Source organism: Bradyrhizobium sp. WSM1417 (assembly GCF_000515415.1).
GTDB lineage: Bacteria > Pseudomonadota > Alphaproteobacteria > Rhizobiales > Xanthobacteraceae > Bradyrhizobium.
The window spans coordinates 7,858,474-7,876,095 of record NZ_KI911783.1 but is presented as its reverse complement, the minus strand read 5'-3'; the positions used below and the strand labels follow the sequence as shown (position 1 = coordinate 7,876,095).

Sequence of the window (17,622 nt, the reverse complement as noted above, 5' to 3'; positions counted from 1 at the left end):
TCTTCTCAAAAGGAATTAACGAATAGCCCCTGCGGGCTTCGGCGCACCGCGCCTCACTGCCAATACAATAAGTATGCCGCCCACAATAAGCATCGGGATCGACAACAGCATGCCCATGGTTAATCCGCCCCAGAGGAAGCCGAGTTGGACGTCCGGTTCGCGGAAATGCTCGCCGGCAATCCGGCTCAGACCATAGATCAGGATGAAGGCGCCGAGGATCATACCGGGCCGTTTCAGGGCGCCGAAGCGGATCATGATCGCGAGCACCGTGAACAGCAAAATGCCCTCCATGCCGGCCTCGTAGAGCTGGCTCGGATGGCGCGGCAGCTGGGTGGGATCGTTGGGGAAGATCATCGCCCAGGGCAGCTCCGGGTCGGCGGCGCGGCCCCATAATTCGCCATTGATGAAGTTGGCGATGCGTCCGAGCAGCAACCCGACCGGAGCAACGGCGGTGGTGATGTCGCCGAGCGACAGGATCGAGATGCCGTTGCGATAGGCGAACCACATCACCGCCACGACGCAGCCGAGAAAGCCGCCGTGGAAGGACATTCCGCCTTCCCACAACCTGAAGATCGCGGCGGGATGATCGAAGAAGAAAGGCAGATTGTAGAACAGCACATAGCCGGTGCGGCCGCCGAGGATGATGCCGAGGGTGACCCACAGAATGAAGTCGTCGATCTGCAGCAGCGACATCGGCGCCGGGCCGCCCCACAGCCCCTCTTTCTTCAGGAGCGAACGCGCATAGAGCCAACCGAACACGATTCCGCAGATATAGGCCAGCGCATACCAGCGGATCGCGAACGGACCGATCTCGATCGCGATCGGCTTGAAGGCGGGGAAGTCGATGAGGAGAAAGGGCATCGCGCCTTGCTTCTAGAGACTGGAGGGCAAGCTGCGGCCCCGACGGAGCTGCGTCCCCTCTCCCGCCTGCGGGAGAGGGTAGGGGAGAGGGTGTTTCCGCCGAAAGACTCCCAGTGAGGAGAGAGCCCCCACCCGGCGCTTTGCGCCGACCTCCCCCGCAAGCGGGAGAGGTGCACCGAGTCCGCGGATGCGCTGATCCATCCTGCTCACACGAGATTGCGGCGATAGAGCGCCAGCAGACGCTCCCAATGCCGCTCGGCAGCGTCGCGGTCGTAGACCGGACGCTTGGGGAAGGCGAAGCCGTGATGGGTGCCGGGATAGATCTCGACTTCGGCTTTGGCGCCGCTCATGCCCTGCTTCACCTTCTCGATGATTTCGGCGGGTGCGTAGATGTCGGTCTCGGCGCAGGCGAAGTAGAGTTCGGCCTTGGTCTTGGCTGCCGCGAGATGCGGGCTATCGTCCTGGTCGGTTGCGAGCTGCGTGCCGTAGACCGAGGCGGCGGCCTTGACGCGATCGGGGAAATGCGTGGCGGCGTTGACCGCGTAGCGGCCACTCATGCAGTAGCCGACAGTGCCGATCAGTTTGGTGTTCGCGGCCGCCTGACCCTCGGCATAGGTGAGCAGTGCCCGCGTGTCGTCCATGATCATGGGGATCGTGAGCGATCCCATCAGCGCGAACATGCGCTTGCGCTCCGGCGCGTTCGGATCGGCCGGCAGCGCGCCGAGCTCCATCACCCCGGACCGGTAATAGAGGTTCGGCAGCATCACGTAATAGCCCGATGTCGCGAGCCGGCGCGCCATGTCGCGCAGCTCTTCGCGGATCGCCGGCGCGTCCATGTAGAACAGGATGACCGGAAACGGCCCGCCGCGTTCGGGATGGCTGATGAAGGTTGCGGTGTGACCGTCCTTGGTGGGGATCGCGATCTGCTGGTCGATCATCTCGAGCGCCTTTGTGATTCTTCTTATGCAGGGACGTTCAATACGATTGCAAGGAAACCGGGGCATGACAAGGATACCGCCGATCGGCCCTTGAACCGGCCCAAACGGATTGCCATTGTCTTCCCGCGCGTTCGCGCAGAGTTCATCGAAAGCCGCCAGGAGACCGACATGACCCAGACCAACAACCGGTTTTTCGACGAGATCGGCCGCCTGATGAACGACGCCGCCGGTGCCGCGCAGGGCGTCAAGCGCGAGTTCGACACGGTGATGCGCACCCAGGCCGAAAAATTTCTGCGCGACATGGACCTGGTCAAGCGCGAGGAGTTCGAGGCGGTCAAGGACATGGCGCGCTTGGCGCGTGAGGAGAACGAGGCTCTGAAGGCGCGCATCGCGGCGCTAGAGGCCAAGCTCGGCGGGTAATTCTGCCGGCTCCGTCCGGGCGATCGGGTTCCGCCCGGCGGCCCATTCTCCTTGTCATTTCCGCGTCTTCCGGGTAAAAGCCCGCCACGTCCGCAGCCCCCGCACCCCTGGAGGCTTGCTGCGGCGTATGCCATGGGCCGCGCTGCGGCCCATTAACTTTTGCAAAAACAAGGACTTAACGTTATGGCGACCGTCAAGGAATTGAAGGCGACCGCACGTCCGAAGAGCGGCAAGGGGGCCGCCCGGGCTGAGCGTCGCGCCGGGAGAGTGCCCGGAGTGATCTATGGCAACAACCAGCCCCCGCTGACCATCTCGGTTGACGATCGCGAACTGCGCTCGCGCATCCTCGCCGGCCGGTTCCTGACCACGCTGGTCGACATCGACCTCGAAGGCAACAAGCACCGCGTGATTCCGCGCGACTACCACCTCGATCCGGTCAAGGACTTCCCGATCCATGTCGACTTCATGCGGCTCGGCGAAGGCGCCACCATCCGCATCAGCGTTCCCTTGCACGTGGTGAAGGCCGAAGGTTCGCCCGGCGTGAAGCGCGGCGGCGCCGTGAACATCGTTGCGCACGCGATCGAGCTCGAGTGCGGCGTGGAGAACATCCCGCAGTTCATCGAGGCCGACGTCGGTTCGCTCGAGATCGGCCACTCGCTGCATCTCTCCGACATCAAGCTGCCGGCCGGCGTGAAGGCGCTGACCGCCGAGGACGCGACCCTCGTCACCATCGTGCCGCCGTCCGGCTACGCCGAAGAGCTGAAGGCCGCGGCTGCTGCTCCTGCTGCGGGTGCTGCGGCTCCGGCGGCTGGTGCCGCTCCGGCTGCTGGTGCTGCTGCTCCGGCAGCGGCTGCCAAGGCCCCGGCTGCCAAGGCTCCCGCCGGCGGCGACAAGAAGAAGTAATCTCTCAAAGCTGGCGCGCGGTCCCTGACCGCGCGCCGAGCGAGGGGCGCGCCGCGTCATGCGACTGTTTGTTGGGCTCGGCAATCCCGGCCCGAAATTCGCACGTAACCGGCACAATGTCGGCTTCATGGCCGTCGACGAGATCGCGCGGCGTCATGGTTTCGCGCCCTGGCGCCGCAGGTTTCAGGGCGAGACCTCGGAAGGCACGCTCGGCACCGAGCGCGTGATCCTGCTCAAGCCGATGACCTACATGAACGAGTCCGGCCGCAGCGTTCAGGAAGCGGCAAGCTTCTTCAAGATCGCGACGGGCGACGTCACCGTATTCCATGACGAGCTCGAATTGCCGCCGGGCAAGGTGCGGGTGAAGATCGGCGGCGGCATCGCCGGCCACAACGGCCTGCGCTCGATCTCCGCCCATATCGGCAACGACTACCGCCGAGTGCGGCTCGGTATCGGTCATCCCGGCGTCAAGGAATTGGTGCACGGCCATGTGCTGTCGGACTTCGCCAAAGCCGACAACGACTGGGTGGCGACGCTCTGCGACGCGGTGGCCGAGCACGCGGCATTGGTTGCCAAAGGCACGGACGCGACCTTCGCCAACAGGGTGCACCTCGCCATGCAGGCGAAGGGATTTTTGACCAAGGACGACAACGGCAAGGATTAACGCTCGTGGGATTTAAATGCGGGATCGTCGGATTGCCCAATGTCGGCAAATCGACCTTGTTCAACGCGCTGACCGAGACGGCCGCGGCGCAGGCGGCGAACTATCCGTTCTGCACGATCGAGCCGAATGTCGGCGAGGTCGCGGTGCCGGATCCGCGGCTCGACAAGCTCGCAGCGATCGCCAAGTCGGGCCAGATCATCCCGACCCGGCTGACCTTCGTGGATATCGCTGGCCTCGTGCGCGGCGCGTCCAAGGGTGAAGGCCTCGGCAACCAATTCCTCGCCAACATCCGCGAGGTCGACGCCATCGCGCATGTCGTGCGCTGCTTCGAGGATTCCGACATCACCCATGTCGAGGGCAAGATCGCCCCGCTCGCCGACATCGAGACCATCGAGACCGAACTGATGCTCGCCGATCTCGACAGCCTCGAAAAGCGCGTCGACAATCTGTCCAAGAAGGCCAAGGGCAACGACAAGGACGCCAAGGAGCAGCTCGACCTCGTCAATCGCACCCTGGTGCTGCTGCGCGAGGGCAAGCCTGCGCGCCTCGTCGAACGCAAGGCCGAGGAGGAGCGCGCCTTCGGGATGCTCGGCCTGCTATCGTCCAAGCCCGTGCTCTACGTCTGCAACGTCGAGGAAGGCTCGGCCGCGACTGGCAATTCGTTCTCGAAGGCGGTGCAGGACCAGGCTGCCAAGGAGGGCGCCATTGCCGTCGTCATCTCGGCAAAAATCGAATCCGAGATCGCCACCATCTCACGTGACGAACGCGCCGACTTCCTGGAGACGCTGGGTCTCGAAGAGGCCGGCCTCGATCGCCTGATCCGCGCCGGCTACACGCTGCTCGACCTCATCACCTATTTCACGGTGGGCCCGAAGGAAGCGCGCGCCTGGACCATCTATCGCGGCACCAAGGCGCCGGGCGCGGCCGGTGTGATCCACACCGACTTCGAGAAGGGTTTTATCCGCGCCGAGACCATCGCGTATGAGGACTACGTCGCGCTCGGCGGCGAAGCCGGCGCCCGCGATGCGGGCAAGCTCCGCCTCGAAGGCAAGGAATACGTCGTCGCCGACGGCGACGTGATGCATTTCAGGTTCAATACGTAAGATTCTGGAGTTCGTGCCCCGGACGCACCGTCCGGGACACGGAAGCCTCACCGTACCCCGCCGCCCTGATCTCTGATCGCGCCGAGATGCTCGTTGATCCGGAAGATGATCAGGATCAGCTCCGCGATGATGCGCGAGAACACGATTCCGACGACGACGCTCGCGATCGACGACAGCAGCATCAGGAAGCCGCCGAACGGGCTGATTGCCATCATCGCGAGGCCGGAGAAGATGCCGGAGAGGCCGAACAGGCAGATCAGCGCGATCACCAGCCAGTAGAAGGTCTTGATGATCGTCGGCGTGATGAAGCGGTCCCATTGAAACAGGTCGCTGAATGAAAACATTGCTCTCCCCAGGGCAATTCAGGTGTTGTCGGGCTTTGCAAATGGATCGTGGCCCCTGATCGATCCGACTCAAGATCGACGCCGGCGCGCCGAATGTAGCACGAGCCATGCGGGCCGGCGGGTTGAGATTGCCGCAAAGTGCGGCCACAATCTGTCATTCCCTCAAACCTTTCCCAAGATGACCCTGACCTTCGAAGATTTCCCGCCCGGCCGGTTCGGAACATTCGGCCCGCGCCATGTCACGCGCGACGAGATCGTGGCCTTTGCCGCCGAGTTCGATCCGCAGCCGATGCACCTCGACGAGGAGGCCGCCAGCAAAAGCATGCTGCGCGGCCTGTCCGGCTCGGGCTGGCATCTCTGTTCGCTGATGATGCGGATGATGGCCGACGGCTTCATTACCCGCGCCGCTTCGCTGGGATCTCCCGGCGTCGATGAGGTGCGCTGGTTGTCGCCGCTCAGGCCCGGCGACGACCTCATGCTCGACGTCGACGTGCTGGAGGCCCGCACCTCGAAGAGCCGCCCGGAGCTCGGCATCGTCAAGTTCAAATGCACTGTGCGTAACGCCAGGGGTGATGCGCTGTGCGAGATGACCTCGCCGATCCTGATCAAGCGGCGCGAGGGGGCGGTCTGATGCCGTTTTTCGAGGAGATCGAGATTGGGCATCGCCGCGAGATCGGCGCCTATACGTTCACGGCCGAGTCGATCAAGACATTCGCCGCAAAGTTCGATCCGCAGCGTTTTCACCTCGACGAGGAGGAGGGCAAGAACTCGCTGTTTGGCGGGCTCGCGGCCTCGGGCTGGCATGTCGGCTCAGCCTGCATGAGCCTGCTTGTCGCCGACGGCCAGCGTCTGGCGCGGGAAGCCGCCTCGCGCGGGGAGGAGGTCGCGGTGTGGGGTCCGTCGCCGGGCTTTCGCGACCTGCGCTGGATCAGGCCGGTGCTCGCCGGCGACATCGTCACCTACGTCAACGTCGTCATCGACAAGCGCAGCTCCGCCTCGCGACCCGGCTGGGGCATCCTGACCGCGCGCACCACCGGCACCAACCAGCGCGGCGAGGACGTCTACGCCATCACCGCCAGTGCTTTCGTGCCGATGCGTGCGAACGGCGGTTAGATTCGTTCCAGGATGAACGGCAAAAACAGCGCGCGAGTGTTGCCCCCGCGCTATGGACGCGATTCCGGGTGGCTGCCATAAGCCTGCGCAACATGGTTTTCCCGCGAAGCAGTGCGCGGAACCATCGAGTTGCTAACCAATTATGAACCTGTCGCTGTCTATTTGAACGAACTGGGCAGAGTACAGGGGACGAGGACCATGGCAGATCGCGGCGCACTCAAACTGGTCGGATTCATCTTTGCTACCGCGACGCTGGCCGTGATGCTGGTCGCCGGCATGGTGGTGAAGGGCTATGCCGATGGGGCCTACACCCTGGAAGCCTCGACCGTGGAAGCCACCCGGTAAGATTTCGTTAACTCCGCGGGGCCGCAACGCGGCCTCCGCCTTCAGCGGCTATAGACGAACGCCAATATCGCGATCGCAACCGCCAGCAATCCGACAAAGCGCAGCATGATCGTGCCGAACTGGTTCGGCGCGGGCCGCAGCGGTATCGGGTCGGTGGTGTCGGGCCGAATGCTTTCCATGAATGTCCCCGGGCCCGGCCGCGATGGCAGGAGCGCTTGGCGTTAGTCGCCGGGAGGATGCGGGAAGTTCAAAGGGGTGACCTTCACCTCGCCCCGCTTGCGGGGAGAGGTCGGATCGCACAGCGATCCGGGTGAGGGGGACTCTCCGCGAGTCCATCTGTCACCGAATTTTCTGAAGCAGCCCCTCACCCCAACCCTCTCCCCGTAAGAACGGGGCGAGGGAGAGCACACACACCAGAATCAAAAACCGCCGCGCCCCTTTCGGAACGCGGCGGCCGGTGATGCGTGATGTCAGCGCTCAGCTGTTGCGCAGGCCGTCGGCGGCGCGCTTCCACTGCGAGACGTTGTCGGCGATCATGCGGGTCGACTTCATCGCGGCCTGGCTGAGCTGGGCGTAGCCGGAGATCTCGCGCTGGACGCGCTGGCCTTCGGCGTGGAGCAGGTCGCGCAGGCTCTCGAGCTCGGAGATCAAATTCTCGATCTCGGCGAGGGAGGTGCCGGCGACGCGCTGGATCAACGAGTTGACGTTGGTGACGGTGGCCTCAGCGCTCGGATCAAGCGGCGGCGCGTCCGTGGCGGTCGCTGCCGGACGGCGCAGATAGGCGATGTCGTTGCGGACGAAGTCACGGATGCCGGCTTCGACTTCCGTCACGGCGGCGAGGTTGGTGTCGATGGTCTCGGTCTCGGTGCCTTCGGTCTTTTCCGGACGCATGGCGTTCATCGTTGTTCCCCTGTTCGCGTTGAGCGCAGCGCGAGTGTCCCCCGCACGACGACGTCAGTCCGGACTAGGGCGTCGGATTTTGGCCGCAACTTGGCCGAGGTGCGGCAAGGGCGGTCCATTCGGGGGCTTTGCCGTGGCGTATGGTTACGGAAGTCTGAATGCGTCCGCGGAGAAGAACCTATCTCCTCATGGTGAGGAGAAAGATCAGCGCCCAGCTACCAGCTCTTCTTGAAACCCGCCGTCAGGCTCTTGTTGATCGCCCCTTGCGAGGTTTCGCCGACTGAGCCGGAGACGGTGACGTTGTCGAAGAGCTTTTGTTCGGCGCCGACCTTGCGCAGCCATTTGTCGTCAGTGGTCGACAGCGACTGGCCCGCGGTGACGCTGGTGCCGGTGTCGGTGAGAGTGACCTTGGCCGATTGGTCGGTCTCGTAATTGCGCGTGATGTGACCGCCGACACCGGGGAGCGCCGTGGTGCCCTGCTGGTTGACGCTGTAGCCGTTCTGCAGCGTCAGCGACGTGTCGCCTGAGAGCGGCACCGACTTGATCAGCGACGCCCCGAGCTTGCTCTGCTCGGCGCCGGGATCGACGCGGGCCTCGACCGCGGTCTTGTCCCAGATCGCGCCCGCGCCCGGCGCGGTCGCGGCCGCCCAGGCGCTGCCGGACGACTGAGGCACGCTGCCGCCATTGGTGGCCTTCTGTGCCAGCAGCTCCGACATCGTCCGCGGCTCGCTCGCCACCGTCATGTCGGCGCCGATGCGGGCGTCCCAGAATGAGGATACCGACTGCTTCACCGTCACCGCCGAGGAGCCGTTGGCGTTGGCGTTCGTCGCCCAGTTCAGCCCGTCCTTGGCGGCGGCCTGGGCGCGCTTCTTGGCGGCGATGATGTCGTTGAGCGTGCCCGCGTCGATCGCGAGCTGGCCCCAGTCGAGCTTGTCGACGTCGATGCCGCTCAGCACGTCGGGGTCGTTGACGTCGGGGGCTTCCGCCGTCTCGGCCTCGTCGTCGGGCGCTGCGGCCGGGCCGGGGGAGAAGGGCGGAATGATCTGCGCCGACACCGTCAGCACCGATCCCAAGATGAAAGCGGCCGCCAGCATCGGCAGCCTGGTCCAGCCAAACCCTGTCGCGAATTCCATCGTCCTGCCCGTCAGCCCAGCTCCCGCCGAGGATGCGGAACCATCGTTGCGAAATTGTGGCGGTTCCATCAACGCGAACCAACGGGCCGCGCGAAAGGCGCGCGCCCGATGACGAGCTTCTCCACGATTGCATCCGGCGGGGCTGGAGGCCAGGACGCGTCGCGGGGAGCATCAGCCATCGGTCCCGAACTGCGGGGCCCGTTGGTGTTCCGTTCAGCCGACGCTGGTCATCTTCGGCAGATGAATGGCGCGGCCGAGTGCCTGCTCGACCAGATCGAACGTATCGATCAGCACGCGCATGCTGGTGAGCTTGCCCGCCCTGAACTGGGCGAACTGCGCCACCCGCAAGCTGATCGGCTTGCTGGAATCCAGCGCGGTCAGCGAATAGCGCAGCATCGAGGCGGCGGAATCGACGCCGAGCATGATGCTTTCGCGGTCGAAGCGGCGGACCTGGAAATTGTCGGCGAGCTGGTGGATGACGTCGAGCACGGCGTCCTTGCCCTGGCGCGCGCCGAGAAACGGAAACATGTCGATCGGGCCGTACAGCGCCCACTCGACGTCCTCGTCGATCAGGGCCTCGATGTCCTCGAAATGCCGGTCGTTGATCGCGCGGTGCAATGCGCGCGAGAAACGCCAGAGGCTGTGCTCTGTCATTTTGGGCAGTCCTGAAGCTGGCTTGCGAAAAAAACGAAAAACAACCCCAAGCACACAGGATAAGGTGCCGCGGGGTCGCTCAACTCATTTGTATACGAACAAAATACGTCAATTCGGCCAAAACGCAATTCACGTTTTCGCAATGCACAATTGATCGCGGCGTGTGAGATTTACAATAGAACCCCGTATTTTCCCGGTCCGGGCCGGTTTGGAGAGAGCTAAGCCCCGTCCACCCGCTCGCCTACGATCAGCGGGCCGATCTCGCGTTCCAGCACCTGCTGCACCAAATCGTAGGAATCGATGATCTCGCGGATCTGCGCCACCTGGCCGTTGCGGAAAGTGTAGAACATGGCCATGTCGACCTGAATGATGCGGTCATTGCTGCGCTTCCTGAAGAACACGCGCAGATAGGCCGCGACCGCGTCGCCCTCGGCGACGATCTGCGGCACCTCGTAGCGGATGTCGGCGTATCGCTCCTGCACGGTGCGCCAGAATTCGCCGAGCTCCTGCTTGCCGTGGCAGGGGCCCATGTGGGGCAGCACGTCGATCGGCGCGTGGGTGAGGAAGTCGACGTCGTCGGTGCAGCACGACAGCGCGGCCTCGAGATCGCTGCGCGAGATCGCGTCGAGCAGATGCAGCACGCGCTGGCGATTGAGCTTTTCGACCGTCATTCCGCCCGTCCTCATTGGCCGCGTGGAGTTGCGAAAAGGCTAACGCGCAGCCTCGGACACCGGCAATCCGCAAAACCACAGGTGATATTGCAGACCATATGACGCACAAGCGCAATGCCAGGTTCATGGCTGCAATTTAGGGTTGAGCGACCGGGCACCTGCACGAATCCGCGCAGCTGGCGTGGGCGTAGGAAGCGGCGCGGAACCGGGACGGGCCCGTGCCCGTTGAGGTCGCAACACCGCATCCGGAGACATCGATCCATGAAATCCCTCGCCGCCATCGCCGCCGTACTTCTCATCTGTGGCGCGACCTCCGCCGCCAATGCCAAGGGCTGCATCAAGGGCGCCGTCGTCGGCGGCGTCGCCGGCCACTATGCCGGCCATCACGGCGTCCTCGGCGCCGCCGCCGGCTGCCTCTATGGCCGCCACCATGCCAAGGAGCAGCAAGAGCAGGAGAGGCAACGTCAGCAGCAGAGCCAGGTGAACGGGCAGGGCAAGCTGTAACGGGACGGAAAACTGCGCTTCCGCCGTCATTTATCCGGCATGCTTCGATGGTAAATTCCCTTCGCGAACGCTGGGGTTGAACCAGGCGAGGGAACAATGGACGTCGGGAAGTCCTTGTGGGGTTTCGTCCTCGCAACCCTGTTCCTGTATTTCGTCGTCGCTTTCGTGGGGAAGGCTTCCCGTTCTGCGGGCGTCAAGTACAATTGAGTCGGCGTCTTGTTGTCATTCTCGACGATCGGCCTCGCCATCTATCTCGTTTTCTTTCGCCAGCTTTGAGCCGGTCTCGGCTGCCTCACGTCCCGGGCTCTCGGCCGGGCGTGAGCCAGCTCACATCGCGCGCCTTCCCCTGTGGCTATCGTCCTCCCCATGTCATCAGGGAGACGTGCCATGGCCGCCATCGCCAGAGTCAGAAAGTCCAGCCTGCACAACGCGATCGAAGGCCTCGCGCTGACCGCGACGCTGCAGAGCTTCCCGACCTTCGCCGCCGCCGCCTTCCTGCTCAAGCTGGTCGGCAATCACGACCTGGTCGGCGATCCCGGCGTCGCCATCTTCGTCGCCATCGCCTCGCTCGCCCATGCGCTGCTCGCGGTGACCTTCGGGCCGAACTTCCCGGCCTTCTTCAAGACCGTCTACGAACCGAAGTTCTTCGAGGCCCATCTGTCGCTCGCCGACAAGATCACGGCATGGCGCACCCAGCCGGCCGCCTCGCTGCAACTGATGACGATCGTGCTGCTGCTGTCGGTGATGGCGGTGGTGACGGCGAGCGTGGGGTGATCGCATCATGCCCTTTATCACCACGTCGAAATCCGGCCCGCTCAACTGGCTCGAGGGCTTTGCGCTCACCACGATCCTTCAGGGCTTCCCGATCTTCGCCGCGGCGTCGCTGATGGTGAAGCTCGTGGGACATGACGGCGGCGGCAGTCACGCACTCACCATCGCGATGGCGTCGATGTTCTACAGCTGTCTCGCCATCTGGGCAGGATCGACATTCCCGAGCTTTGCAAACGCCCACGAACCGCTGTTCTTCGACGCCAGCCTGTCCTTCTCCGAAAAGATCGCCCGCTGGCGCGCCAAGCCTGCGACGTCGATGCAATTGGTGGCGTCGGTGCTGCTGCTGTCGCTATTGGCAGCGAGCGTGGGGTGAGGAGCCGTCTTCACTTCATTGAATACCTTTGACCTTTCGTCGACTATCAATAATTGGTCAAATGGTGATACAACCTTAAATTAACCTGATTTCAGGCGGGGGAGCTTTGAAAATTAGACCTTACGATCGGTCGAGCCTTTGGCGTGCTGCATTTGCCGAGCGAAGTGAGGATCCCGACAGGCGCGACCGGGAAGCCTTGGCGGAAGCTTACCGCCAACTTCGCGATCGTGCCGGTGTCTTGGTTGGCGAGATTCACGCGGCCCTCCCAAACTTGACGGTCCACGATCTGACTCATGCAGATAGTCTGTGGGACGTCACATCTGAGATCTGCGGACCCGATTTCAAAATCAACCCCTTGGAAGCATTCGTCTTAGGCGCGAGCTTCCTGCTGCATGATGCCGGAATGGCTTTCGCTGCATACCGCAAGGGGATCATGGATATAGAGAATTCGTTAGAGTGGCGCGATGCTGTAGTCGCCGCGTGGAAGAGCCGAGGAGTCGAAGATCCGACTGGTCATCAACGAGAACAGCCACCATCAGATGTTAGCGACGAAGCGATTTTTCAAGTCCTTCGTGAACGTCATGCTTCACAAGCCAAGGAGCTCGCCGTTGCGCTATGGACTCTCCCATCCGGTCGGGCCCTGGCGCTAGTCCAAAATGACGACCTCCTAGAGTCCTATGGACTTCTGATCGGGGATATATCGGCAAGCCATCACTGGCCTCTACCTGAGGTGGCCAGATATTTCGGAGATTCGACCCCTGCGTCGGCGGCGTGGCCGAGGGATTGGGACGTGGATGGGCTGACTCTCGCATCTATCCTGCGCTGCGCGGATGCATGCGCGATAGATGAAACCCGTGCCCCAAGCTTTCTCTACGCCATTCGAAAGCCAGTCGGCGTCTCGAAACGGCACTGGAACTTTCAGAACAAGATATATCCCGCGAAACGTCGAGAGGATGGTTTGATCTTCGAAAGCAAATCCAGCTTTCAAGCGAACGAGGCTGACGATTGGTGGTTATGTTTCGATGCGATCGAGGTTGCGGATCGAGAGCTTAGAGGTGTCGATGCATTGCTAGCAGATCGCCGTAGGCGCGCACTTGCTGCTCGGAGAGTAATCGGCGCTGGTGATCCTGACATTCTGTCGAGTTCAGTGAAAGTTTCCGGCTGGAGGCCGGTCAATACACTACCTAAGATATCCGACCCAAGTAGCATCATTGAAAGATTGGGTGGGAAGCAGTTGTATGGAGACGAGCCCATTGTTCCTCTCCGAGAGCTTATCCAGAACTCAGTAGACGCCATTCGTGCCCGGCGCTTTGTTGATCCACATTTTTCACCAACCTCAACGGAGCGTTATCCCGGGCAAGTACTCATCGAATTCGAGCGCATCCCTCAGTCGCCTGAATACTGGATGATAGTTGAAGACAACGGCATTGGCATGTCTGAGAGGACCATCACTAGGTCGCTTCTCGATTTCGGGACGTCCTTCTGGGCGAGTCCGGCGGCCGCACGTCTGTATCCTGGCCTCCCGAGCGAGCGCGACTTTAAGCCAATAGGTAAATTCGGAATCGGATTCTTCTCCGTGTTCATGTACTCGGATGTCGTAGTTGTAATGTCGAAGGAGTTTCGTAGTGGGTTGGATGACTGGGTGCTGGTTTCATTTCAGCATGGCGTCCGGGGTCGAGGAGATCTTTCAGTAGTCAAGATGCCGAAGGAAATTTCTCTACCTAATGCCAATACTCGGGTAAAGGTGCGTGTCGGGGAGGATTTCTTGCGCTCACTTTCTCGGCGTGTCTGGGACGTTCCGAGAAATGATTCGCTTGATGATGCGCAGCATAGTCGCCTCACGGCTAGGTTAAGTCAGCTAGTGTGCGCATTGGATGTCCGTGTAACGCTCCGAATTGACGGCAATTCAATCAGTCTCAACGAGCCGCTCATATACGAGAAAGACCTGGAGACGATTTGGCGTCTTGTGAATGTCGATGGAAAAAAAGACAACTCGCGGCAGAAAAATATGCTGTCTCTTCTCGCGACCGCAGATCGACCCTATGGCTACTGTGGGTTGAACCTGGGTCGTTACGACCATGGGGCGTTCAAATCGGTGGGGGGCATCGTCGCGATCAACAAATATAACGAGCGAGACCCTATCGTCGGCGTGGCCGAATACGGAGTTTCAGCTGCAAATCGCAGTCCGGAAAACCTTGCTGCTCCAGATGAAGCAATTTCTGCATGGGTCAAAGAGCAGGTGAAACGTGTTCGGAAAGGGAAGCTTTCCGCCTCAGAGCGCGAGCATGCGACGTGGTGTCTCGGCAGGCTAGTGGGAGACGCGCGCCCAATCTTTTGTGTGCGCACAAGTGAAGGCGCACTGAATCTGGAGCAATTGGTGGCTGCGATAGGTCGAACCGGAAGTCTTACTATCCCTATATATTCCTATCCGACGTCCGCTTCACAGCGGCACTTTGGTGGCTTATCGATTCAAGTTTTTTCAAGCGCGGATGCGCACGAATATCAGACTGAACTCTACTTAAATCCGGATGAGATAAACTTTTGCGGCTTGACGGTAGTGTCGACCTTGTTGGTTCCTGCCTTTGTTGCCGATGTCGATGAAGAATTCGACCTGATGCTGAAGGACGATGATCTAGATCAGTATCGTGACTTGCTGTCAGTTGTAGTTAAGACTCTGACAGAACGTGGTACTGGCTTCAAAGTGAAATATGTGCCGGGGGCGAACTTGGGCCGTTATACCGGGCCTGACTCTCCCAGGCATTCGCTCAAAGGGGGCGACGATATTATGTTCGAAACCCTGCAAATCATCTTGGTAGATGGGATTTAAGTAACGATTGCCCTCACCTCTTCTTCCACCCACCTCTATGCCCCGGCGCCCCTCCGCTCGACCGCGGTGATGGCCCGAACTCCGGGCCTGACTGCCGTGAATCCGTCGGCTGGATGATGCGGCTTTCGCCTCCGAACGGCTTTGACGGCAGCGCGCGATCGGCGCGATAGGGCAGGGATTCCGGGCCATGCATCTCGTCGAGATGCGGCTTGTGCACCTTCGAGCCGCTGCCGCCGCTCGCCTTCAGCGCGGAGCTCACGGTCTTTTTCTTCATGGCGCTGACCGGCAGATTGGCGGCGTCGCCGTATTTCTTCGCGCCCGCATAGGCGCCGGCCTTGCCCTGTACCGTGCGCTGCTTGACGGTGGGATCGTCGACCACCGCGAGCTCGGTGGCGCGCAGGCGCTTGACCTCGTCGCGCAGCCGCGCGGCTTCCTCGAAGTTCAGATCGGCGGCGGCCTCGCGCATCCTCGTTTCGAGATCGCCGAGCACGGCTTCGAAATTGTGGCCGATCGAGATGACGTCGTCGGTCATGTCGTGGCCGCCGATCTCGACCAGCACATGATCGCGCTCGTAGACGCTGTTCATGATGTCGCCGATCGACTTCTTGATGCTCTCCGGCGTGATGCCATGCGCCGTATTGTACTCGACCTGCTTCTCGCGGCGGCGGTCGGTTTCGGCGATGGCGCGCTCCATCGAGCCCGTCATCTGGTCGGCATAGAGGATCACCTTGCCGTCGACGTTGCGCGCGGCGCGGCCGATGGTCTGGATCAGCGAGGTCTCGCTGCGCAAAAAGCCTTCCTTGTCCGCGTCGAGAATCGCGACCAGCGCGCATTCGGGAATGTCGAGGCCTTCGCGCAGCAGATTGATGCCGACCAGCGCATCGAAGGCGCCGAGGCGCAGATCGCGGATGATCTCGATGCGTTCGATGGTGTCGATATCGCTGTGCATGTAGCGGACGCGAATGCCCTGCTCATGCAGATATTCGGTGAGGTCCTCCGCCATGCGCTTCGTCAGCACCGTGATCAGCGAGCGATAGCCGGCTTGGGCTGTGGCGCGGACCTCGCCGACGAGGTCGTCGACCTGGGTGCGCGCCGGGCGAATGTTGACCGGCGGATCAATAAGCCCGGTCGGCCGGATCACCTGCTCGACGAACACGCCGCCGCTCTCGTTGATCTCCCAGGCGCTGGGCGTGGCCGAGACCGCGACCGTCTGCGGCCGCATCATGTCCCATTCCTCGAAGCGCAGCGGGCGGTTGTCCATGCAGGAGGGCAGCCGGAAACCATATTCGGCGAGTGTCGCCTTGCGGCGGAAGTCGCCGCGGAACATACCGCCGATCTGGGGAACGGTGACGTGGCTCTCGTCGGCGAACACCAGCGCGTTGTCGGGCACGTATTCGAACAGCGTCGGCGGCGGCTCGCCGGGCAGGCGCCCGGTGAGATAGCGCGAATAGTTCTCGATGCCCGCGCAGCTTCCGGTGGCCTCCATCATCTCGAGGTCGAAGGTGGTGCGCTGCTCCAGCCGCTGCGCTTCCAGCAGGCGGCCCTGGTCGTGGAGCTGGTCGAGCCGCATCTTCAGTTCGGCTTTGATCGACTTGATCGCCTGCACCAGCGTCGGGCGCGGCGTCACGTAGTGCGAGTTGGCGTAGATCTTGATGAATTCGAGCTCGTCCTGCTTGTGGCCGGTGAGCGGGTCGAACTCCTCGATGGTCTCGACGGTGTCGCCGAACAGATTCACGCGCCAGGCACGGTCTTCATAGTGCGCCGGGAAAATGTCGATGACATCGCCGCGCACGCGAAAAGTGCCGCGGGTAAAATCGGCCTGGGTGCGCTTGTATTGCAGCGCGACGAGGTCGGCGATCAGCTGGCGCTGGTCGATGCGCTCGCCCTTCTTCAGGGCAAAGGTCATCGCGGTGTAGGTTTCCACCGAGCCGATACCGTAGATGCAGGACACCGAGGCGACGATGATGACGTCGTCGCGTTCGAGCAGCGCGCGCGTCGCCGAGTGGCGCATGCGGTCGATCTGCTCGTTGATCGAGGAGTCCTTTTCGATGTAGGTGTCGGTGCGAGGGACATACGCCTCCGGCTGGTAATAATCGTAATAGCTGACGAAATATTCGACGGCATTGTCCGGGAAGAAGCTCTTGAACTCGCCATAGAGCTGGGCGGCGAGCGTCTTGTTCGGCGCCAGGATGATGGCGGGACGCTGCGTCGCCTCGATCACCTTCGCCATGGTGTAGGTCTTGCCGGAGCCGGTGACGCCGAGCAGCACCTGCGAGCGGTCGTTGCGGTTGATGCCCTCGACCAGCTCGGCGATCGCGGTCGGCTGGTCGCCGCGCGGCTCGTAATGCGACTTGATCTCGAAGCGCACGCCGCCTTCGGATTTTTCCGGGCGCGGCGGCCGATGCGGGGTCCACACCCTGGTGGAGCCGTCGTCCTTGCGGAACTCAGGCCGTCCCTCGCGGATCAGCGATTCCAGCGCGTCGGCGGTCGCCTTGACGCCAAGCGCCTCCATCTTGCTGCGCGGTGGGCGCGCCAGCGCTTCGGCGTCGTCCTCTTCGGTGGGAAGACCGAGTTGACGCGCCAATTCAGGATCGAGCGTCGGGATCGTGGCCGCGGTTCCATAATTGGCCTGCGGCGCCTCGTCGAGGCCCGCGTTGCGGGCGCCGGGCGGCTGCGGGTTGGGCCGCAGCGGCATTGGCCTCGTATTATCCTGCGGAAACTCCTTCGGCGTCGAGGCGCGCGCGCGATGCGCGGCGGCCTCGCCTCCGGAGCGCCGGTCGCGCGAATTGTCGGGGGGCGGCTGCAGGCCGGTGCCCGATCCGAGCCCGGCATCGCCGCGATTGATCGCCGGATTGAGCAACTCGGCCAGCGCCGGCCCGATCGGCTGCACGTCGGGGCGAGACGCCTTGGAATTTGGCGCCTTGGAATTCGGCGCCTTCGCGTTCGGAGCCTTGGCCTTGGGAGATTTGCCGGATTTTTCGGAGGATGCAGGTTTCTTCGCCATGCTCCGAATATGGGGCGAGTCCGCCTCGCAATAAAGAGCGAATGCCCCTCCCGGATCAGACTGCTGACAGCAGGTTGGCAGCAGGCCTGGATCG

At 62.5% G+C, this 17,622-nt stretch carries 20 protein-coding genes; 11 read left to right on the top strand and 9 right to left on the bottom strand.

Going from position 1 to position 17,622, the window contains the following annotated elements; genetic code table 11:
* Positions 1 to 15: 15 nt before the first annotated feature.
* The gene (gene lgt, locus BRA1417_RS0138575; RefSeq protein ID WP_027520358.1) at positions 16 to 861 is read right to left on the bottom strand and encodes a prolipoprotein diacylglyceryl transferase; all 846 of its coding nucleotides are present in this window, start codon (positions 859 to 861) and stop codon (positions 16 to 18) included.
* Between the two features lie 206 nt (positions 862 to 1,067).
* The gene (locus BRA1417_RS0138570; protein ID WP_027520357.1) at positions 1,068 to 1,799 is read right to left on the bottom strand and encodes a dienelactone hydrolase family protein; all 732 of its coding nucleotides are present in this window, start codon (positions 1,797 to 1,799) and stop codon (positions 1,068 to 1,070) included.
* A 168-nt stretch (positions 1,800 to 1,967) separates the two neighbouring features.
* Between BRA1417_RS0138570 and BRA1417_RS0138565 the strand changes: the two genes are divergently transcribed.
* From BRA1417_RS0138565 to ychF, 4 genes are all read left to right on the top strand, one after another.
* Positions 1,968 to 2,219 carry an accessory factor UbiK family protein gene (locus tag BRA1417_RS0138565; protein ID WP_007596812.1) on the top strand — a complete coding sequence of 84 codons (252 nt, stop codon included), beginning with the start codon at positions 1,968 to 1,970 and terminating at the stop codon, positions 2,217 to 2,219.
* 183 nt (positions 2,220 to 2,402) lie between these two features.
* A complete protein-coding gene (locus BRA1417_RS0138560) occupies positions 2,403 to 3,122 on the top strand; it encodes a 50S ribosomal protein L25/general stress protein Ctc (protein ID WP_007614832.1) in 720 nt (239 codons plus the stop codon).
* Between the two features lie 58 nt (positions 3,123 to 3,180).
* Complete coding sequence (gene pth, locus BRA1417_RS0138555) at positions 3,181 to 3,786, top strand: aminoacyl-tRNA hydrolase (RefSeq protein ID WP_027520356.1); 606 nt, start codon at positions 3,181 to 3,183, stop codon at positions 3,784 to 3,786.
* A gap of 5 nt (positions 3,787 to 3,791) precedes the next feature.
* The gene (gene ychF, locus BRA1417_RS0138550; protein ID WP_007614830.1) at positions 3,792 to 4,889 is read left to right on the top strand and encodes a redox-regulated ATPase YchF; all 1,098 of its coding nucleotides are present in this window, start codon (positions 3,792 to 3,794) and stop codon (positions 4,887 to 4,889) included.
* Positions 4,890 to 4,936: 47 nt separating this feature from the next.
* Here the strand turns inward: ychF and BRA1417_RS0138545 are convergent, their stop codons facing one another.
* Entirely contained in the window at positions 4,937 to 5,233 is a 297-nt protein-coding gene (locus tag BRA1417_RS0138545) for a DUF4282 domain-containing protein (RefSeq protein WP_007596805.1), read from the bottom strand.
* A 178-nt stretch (positions 5,234 to 5,411) separates the two neighbouring features.
* Here BRA1417_RS0138545 and BRA1417_RS0138540 point away from each other — a divergent pair, with 178 nt between their 5' ends.
* The 3 genes from BRA1417_RS0138540 (at position 5,412) to BRA1417_RS45205 (ending at position 6,691) form a co-directional block, all read left to right on the top strand.
* Positions 5,412 to 5,864: a MaoC family dehydratase gene (locus BRA1417_RS0138540; protein ID WP_027520355.1), complete on the top strand. Its 453-nt coding sequence runs from the start codon at positions 5,412 to 5,414 to the stop codon at positions 5,862 to 5,864.
* Entirely contained in the window at positions 5,864 to 6,346 is a 483-nt protein-coding gene (locus BRA1417_RS0138535) for a MaoC family dehydratase (protein WP_027520354.1), read from the top strand. The genes BRA1417_RS0138540 and BRA1417_RS0138535 overlap by 1 nt, the downstream gene beginning before the upstream one ends.
* 198 nt (positions 6,347 to 6,544) lie before the next feature.
* Positions 6,545 to 6,691: a hypothetical protein gene (locus BRA1417_RS45205; RefSeq protein WP_007614826.1), complete on the top strand. Its 147-nt coding sequence runs from the start codon at positions 6,545 to 6,547 to the stop codon at positions 6,689 to 6,691.
* A gap of 41 nt (positions 6,692 to 6,732) precedes the next feature.
* Here the strand turns inward: BRA1417_RS45205 and BRA1417_RS45200 are convergent, their stop codons facing one another.
* The 5 genes from BRA1417_RS45200 to BRA1417_RS0138505 form a co-directional block, all read right to left on the bottom strand.
* The gene (locus BRA1417_RS45200) at positions 6,733 to 6,870 is read right to left on the bottom strand and encodes a hypothetical protein (RefSeq protein ID WP_007614812.1); all 138 of its coding nucleotides are present in this window, start codon (positions 6,868 to 6,870) and stop codon (positions 6,733 to 6,735) included.
* 298 nt (positions 6,871 to 7,168) lie between these two features.
* Positions 7,169 to 7,591 (bottom strand): hypothetical protein, encoded by a 423-nt coding sequence (locus BRA1417_RS0138520; RefSeq protein ID WP_007614810.1) that lies wholly within the window; start codon positions 7,589 to 7,591, stop codon positions 7,169 to 7,171.
* Positions 7,592 to 7,806: 215 nt separating this feature from the next.
* On the bottom strand, positions 7,807 to 8,724 hold the full coding sequence (locus tag BRA1417_RS0138515; protein ID WP_027520353.1) for a hypothetical protein: 918 nt from the start codon (positions 8,722 to 8,724) through the stop codon (positions 7,807 to 7,809).
* Between the two features lie 213 nt (positions 8,725 to 8,937).
* Positions 8,938 to 9,378, bottom strand: coding sequence for a nuclear transport factor 2 family protein (locus tag BRA1417_RS0138510; protein WP_007614806.1), 441 nt, complete (start codon positions 9,376 to 9,378; stop codon positions 8,938 to 8,940).
* 218 nt (positions 9,379 to 9,596) lie between these two features.
* Positions 9,597 to 10,049: a nuclear transport factor 2 family protein gene (locus BRA1417_RS0138505; protein WP_027520352.1), complete on the bottom strand. Its 453-nt coding sequence runs from the start codon at positions 10,047 to 10,049 to the stop codon at positions 9,597 to 9,599.
* A 261-nt stretch (positions 10,050 to 10,310) separates the two neighbouring features.
* Between BRA1417_RS0138505 and BRA1417_RS0138500 the strand changes: the two genes are divergently transcribed.
* The 4 genes from BRA1417_RS0138500 to BRA1417_RS42000 all read left to right on the top strand — a co-directional run bounded on the left by BRA1417_RS0138500 (position 10,311) and on the right by BRA1417_RS42000 (position 14,524).
* Positions 10,311 to 10,553 (top strand): hypothetical protein, encoded by a 243-nt coding sequence (locus BRA1417_RS0138500; RefSeq protein ID WP_027520351.1) that lies wholly within the window; start codon positions 10,311 to 10,313, stop codon positions 10,551 to 10,553.
* Between the two features lie 387 nt (positions 10,554 to 10,940).
* Entirely contained in the window at positions 10,941 to 11,327 is a 387-nt protein-coding gene (locus BRA1417_RS0138490) for a hypothetical protein (RefSeq protein ID WP_027520350.1), read from the top strand.
* Positions 11,328 to 11,334: 7 nt separating this feature from the next.
* Positions 11,335 to 11,697 (top strand): hypothetical protein, encoded by a 363-nt coding sequence (locus BRA1417_RS0138485; protein WP_027520349.1) that lies wholly within the window; start codon positions 11,335 to 11,337, stop codon positions 11,695 to 11,697.
* A gap of 106 nt (positions 11,698 to 11,803) precedes the next feature.
* Positions 11,804 to 14,524 (top strand): ATP-binding protein, encoded by a 2,721-nt coding sequence (locus BRA1417_RS42000; RefSeq protein WP_156949115.1) that lies wholly within the window; start codon positions 11,804 to 11,806, stop codon positions 14,522 to 14,524.
* 13 nt (positions 14,525 to 14,537) lie between these two features.
* Here the strand turns inward: BRA1417_RS42000 and uvrB are convergent, their stop codons facing one another.
* Positions 14,538 to 17,528 (bottom strand): excinuclease ABC subunit UvrB, encoded by a 2,991-nt coding sequence (uvrB, locus tag BRA1417_RS41570; RefSeq protein WP_084462438.1) that lies wholly within the window; start codon positions 17,526 to 17,528, stop codon positions 14,538 to 14,540.
* Positions 17,529 to 17,622: the final 94 nt, after the last annotated feature.

Coding starts and splice junctions, on each gene's coding strand:
- lgt (WP_027520358.1), bottom strand. CDS start 861: ATGCCCTTTCTCCTCATCGACTTCCCCGCCTTCAAGCCGATCGCGATC.
- BRA1417_RS0138570 (WP_027520357.1), bottom strand. CDS start 1,799: ATGATCGACCAGCAGATCGCGATCCCCACCAAGGACGGTCACACCGCA.
- BRA1417_RS0138565 (WP_007596812.1), top strand. CDS start 1,968: ATGACCCAGACCAACAACCGGTTTTTCGACGAGATCGGCCGCCTGATG.
- BRA1417_RS0138560 (WP_007614832.1), top strand. CDS start 2,403: ATGGCGACCGTCAAGGAATTGAAGGCGACCGCACGTCCGAAGAGCGGC.
- pth (WP_027520356.1), top strand. CDS start 3,181: ATGCGACTGTTTGTTGGGCTCGGCAATCCCGGCCCGAAATTCGCACGT.
- BRA1417_RS0138545 (WP_007596805.1), bottom strand. CDS start 5,233: ATGTTTTCATTCAGCGACCTGTTTCAATGGGACCGCTTCATCACGCCG.
- BRA1417_RS0138540 (WP_027520355.1), top strand. CDS start 5,412: ATGACCCTGACCTTCGAAGATTTCCCGCCCGGCCGGTTCGGAACATTC.
- BRA1417_RS0138535 (WP_027520354.1), top strand. CDS start 5,864: ATGCCGTTTTTCGAGGAGATCGAGATTGGGCATCGCCGCGAGATCGGC.
- BRA1417_RS45205 (WP_007614826.1), top strand. CDS start 6,545: ATGGCAGATCGCGGCGCACTCAAACTGGTCGGATTCATCTTTGCTACC.
- BRA1417_RS45200 (WP_007614812.1), bottom strand. CDS start 6,870: ATGGAAAGCATTCGGCCCGACACCACCGACCCGATACCGCTGCGGCCC.
- BRA1417_RS0138520 (WP_007614810.1), bottom strand. CDS start 7,591: ATGAACGCCATGCGTCCGGAAAAGACCGAAGGCACCGAGACCGAGACC.
- BRA1417_RS0138515 (WP_027520353.1), bottom strand. CDS start 8,724: ATGGAATTCGCGACAGGGTTTGGCTGGACCAGGCTGCCGATGCTGGCG.
- BRA1417_RS0138510 (WP_007614806.1), bottom strand. CDS start 9,378: ATGACAGAGCACAGCCTCTGGCGTTTCTCGCGCGCATTGCACCGCGCG.
- BRA1417_RS0138505 (WP_027520352.1), bottom strand. CDS start 10,049: ATGACGGTCGAAAAGCTCAATCGCCAGCGCGTGCTGCATCTGCTCGAC.
- BRA1417_RS0138500 (WP_027520351.1), top strand. CDS start 10,311: ATGAAATCCCTCGCCGCCATCGCCGCCGTACTTCTCATCTGTGGCGCG.
- BRA1417_RS0138490 (WP_027520350.1), top strand. CDS start 10,941: ATGGCCGCCATCGCCAGAGTCAGAAAGTCCAGCCTGCACAACGCGATC.
- BRA1417_RS0138485 (WP_027520349.1), top strand. CDS start 11,335: ATGCCCTTTATCACCACGTCGAAATCCGGCCCGCTCAACTGGCTCGAG.
- uvrB (WP_084462438.1), bottom strand. CDS start 17,528: ATGGCGAAGAAACCTGCATCCTCCGAAAAATCCGGCAAATCTCCCAAG.